Source organism: Streptomyces marinisediminis, from assembly GCF_026262575.1.
Lineage (GTDB): Bacteria > Actinomycetota > Actinomycetes > Streptomycetales > Streptomycetaceae > Streptomyces > Streptomyces marinisediminis.
Genome location: NZ_JAPKFL010000065.1, coordinates 1 through 3,613, shown reverse-complemented (window position 1 = coordinate 3,613; position 3,613 = coordinate 1). Strand labels below are relative to the sequence as shown.

Here is a 3,613-nt window from a genome sequence, read left to right as displayed (position 1 = left end):
CCCAGCGCCTCGCGCGGGGAGATGCCGAAGAGCGCCGGGTCGAAGTACCCGGCGTCGTAGAGGAAGCCGCCCTGGTCGGTCGCGGAGGTGTCGGGCGCCGTGCGCTCCGGGTCGTACAGGCGCTCCAGGTCCCAGCCCCGGTCGGTGGGGAAGCCGCCCACGGCGTCCCCGCCCGAGGCCAGCAGGTCCCACAGCTCCTCGGGCGTGCTCACCCCGCCGGGGAAACGGCACGCCATGCCGACGATCGCGATCAGGTCGTCGTCGGGGTCGGAACCCGCACCGGAACCCGCTCGGGAGCCCGCCGGCGCCTCGACCATCGCGGCCCCGGCCTCCGGGCCGACCAGCAGGCCCGTCCGCAGGTGGTCGGCGAGCGCCGCGGGCGTGGGGTGGTCGAAGGCCAGCGTGGCGGACAGCGGCAGGCCGGTCGCGGTCGTCAGCCGGTTGCGCAGCTCCACCACGGTCAGCGAGTCGAAGCCGAGCTCCTGGAAGGCGCGGCCGGGTTCCACGGCCTCCACCGACGGGTGCCCGAGCACGGCCGCCGTCTCCCGGCGGACCAGCTTCAGCAGCGCCTGCCGCCGCTGCTCGGCCGACGGGAGCGCCCGCAGCTCGGCCACGAACCGCGAGCCGTCCGCGCCTCGAAGGCCGTCCACCGGTCCGTCCGTGCGCGCCGCCAGCCGCCGCACCTCGGGAATCCGGGAGATCAGCGGCTGCGGACGGGCGGCCGTGAAGCGGGGCGCGAAGCGCTCCCAGTCGACGTCGGCCACGCACAGCACCGGCTCGTCGGCCGTCACCGCGCGGGCGAGGGCCAGCACCGCGAGCTCCGGGTCCAGCAGCGGCAGACCCCGGGCGCGCATCAGCTCGCCGGCCTCGCCGTCGGCCATGCCACCGCCGTCCCAGCCGCCCCAGGCCACCGAGGTCGCCGCCAGGCCCCGGGCGTGCCGGTGCGCGGCGAGGGCGTCGAGCTGGGCGTTGGCGGCCGCGTACGCACCCTGCCCCGCCCCGCCCCACACGCCAGCGCTGGACGAGAACAGCACGAACGCGTCGAGCTCGGGGCCCTCCGCACCGAAGTAGGCGTCCAGGTGGCGCGCGCCGCGCACCTTCGCGTCGAGCACGGCGGCCAGTTCGGCGTCCGCCAGGTCCGCGAGCGGTCGGACGGGGCCGATGCCCGCCGTGTGCAGCACCGCGCTCACCGGCTCGCCGGCCGCGTACAACCCGTCCAGCAGCCCGTAGAGCGCCTCCCGGTCGGAGACGTCGCAGGAGGCGACGGTGACCCGGACCCCGGTGGCCGCCAGCTCCTCCCGCAGCGCGGCGGCCCCGGCGGCGCGCGCACCGCTGCGGCTGGTGAGCACCAGGTGCTCGGCCCCGTGCCCGGCCAGCCAGCGGGCCACGCGCCCGCCCAGCGCCCCGGTGCCACCCGTGACCACCACCGTGCCGCGCGGCGCCCAGGCCGGCGTCGCGGCGTCGAACCGGGCCCGCAGCAGGCGGCGCGCGAAGACCCCGGAAGGACGCACCGCGAGCTGGTCCTCCGGCGCGTCCTCCGGGCCGCTTCGCGCCAGCGCCGCACACACCCGGGCGGTGGCCCGCGCGTCCAGCACGGCGGGCAGGTCCAGCAGGCCGCCCCAGCGCTGCGGCGCCTCCAGCCCGGCGACGCGGCCCAGGCCCCACACCCCCGCCTGCGCCGGGTGCGTGACCGGGTCCGAGGCGCCGACGGAGACCGCGCCCCGCGTCAGGCACCACAGCGGGGCCCGCACGTCGGCGTCGCCCAGAGCCTGGTACAGCGCCACGGTGGCGAACAGGCCGTGCGGCACGGGACCTTCGGTGAGCCCGAGGAAGGAGACCACGCCGGAGACACCGCCGGGTTCCGCCGCGCACGCGCGCAGCCGCTCGGCGAGACCGTCCCGGGTGGCGTCCGTGCCGGGGACGGCCAGCCGCACCGGCTCGGCACCGTGCTCGGCCAGGGCACCGTCGAGCGCCGCCACGGCCGCGTCGTCCGCCCGCGCCTCCGGCACGACCAGCAGCCAGCGCCCGGAGCACCGCACCGCCGTCGACGCGCTGCCCGTCGCACTCGGCAGCGGGTGCCACGCGACCCGGTAACGCCAGTCGTCGAGCGTGGCGTTGCCGCGCTGGTCGCGTCGCCACCCCGAGAGCAGGGGCAGCACGCGGGCCAGGGACTCCCGGGCCTCCGCGTCCTCCGCCACGTCCAGCGTGCCCACCAGCTCCGCGACGTCCTCCCGCTCGACGGCGGCCCAGAACCCGGCGTCGTCCGCCCCGGCCGCAACGCCCGCTCCGGCCCCGCGCGGCGCCGGAGCCTCCGGCCAGTAGCGCTGGTGCTGGAAGGCGTAGGTGGGCAGGTCGACGCGGCGGGCGCCGGTTCCGGCGTAGTACGCCTGCCAGTCGACGGCGGTGCCGCGTACGTGGAGTTCGGCGAGCGCGGTGACCAAGGACTCGGGCTCGGGACGGCTCTTGCGCAGGGCGGGCACGAACGCGGCGGCTGCCGCACCGTCGGACCCGGGTTCGGAGTTGGGGCTGGTGGCTTGCTGGGCCATGGCGGTCAGGGTGCCGCCCGGTCCCACCTCGACGTACGTGCTCACGTCCAGGCCGTCCAGGTGGCGCATGCCGTCGTGGAAGCGCACCGCCTGGCGGACGTGGCGCACCCAGTAGTCGGCGGTGGTCAGCTCGTCCCCGGCGAGGTCGCCGGTGAGGTTGGAGACGACCGGGATGCGCGGGGCGTGGTAGGTCAGGCTCTCGGCGACGGTGCGGAACTCCTGAAGCATGGGGTCCATGCGCGGGGAGTGGAAGGCGTGGCTGACGTTGAGCCGCTTGGACTTCCCGAACCGTGCGGCGATCTTCACCACGGCGTCCTCGTCACCGGAGATGACGACGGAGGTGGGTCCGTTGACGGCGGCGACGGACACGGCGTCGGTCAGGTGCGGGGTGATCTCGTCTTCGGTGGCCTGCACGGCGATCATCGCCCCGCCGGACGGCAGGGCCTGCATGAGCCGGCCGCGTGCGGCGACCAGCCGGGCGGCGTCCTCCAGCGACCACACCCCCGCCACGTGCGCGGCGGCCACCTCACCGATGGAGTGGCCGAGCAGGTAGTCGGGGGTGACGCCCCAGTGCTCCAGCAGCCGGAACAGCGCCGCCTCCAGCGCGAACAGCCCGGCCTGCGTGTACTGGGTCTGGTCCAGCAGCTCCGAGCCGTCGAAGACCACCTCGCGGACGGAGGCGTCCAGGTGGCGGTCCAGCTCCGCGCACACCGCGTCGAAGGCGTCCGCGAACACCGGGTAGGCGTCGTACAGTTCGCGTCCCATCCCGGCCCGCTGCGAACCCTGACCGGAGAACAGGAACGCCGAGCGGCCGCCCGTCGCGCGGCCGGTGATCACGCCGGCGGCGTCCCGGCCCTCGACGAGCGCCGTCAGCAGCCCGGCCCGGTCGGCACCGACCACCACCGCACGGTGCTCGAACACCGACCGCGACACCGCAAGCGACCACCCCACATCCACCGGCGACCCGAGTGAGTCCACCCGCTCCAGCAACCGCCCCGCCTGCCCGGCCAACGCCTGCGCGGACCTCGCCGACAACACCCACGGCACCACCACCGGAGCCGAAGCCG

1 pseudogene is annotated in these 3,613 nt (G+C 76.5%); it reads right to left on the bottom strand.

The window, feature by feature from the left end:
- Positions 1 to 3,449, bottom strand: a pseudogene (locus OSB71_RS24000) (SDR family NAD(P)-dependent oxidoreductase); the annotation flags it as partial.
- Between the last annotated feature and the right edge of the window lie 164 nt (positions 3,450 to 3,613).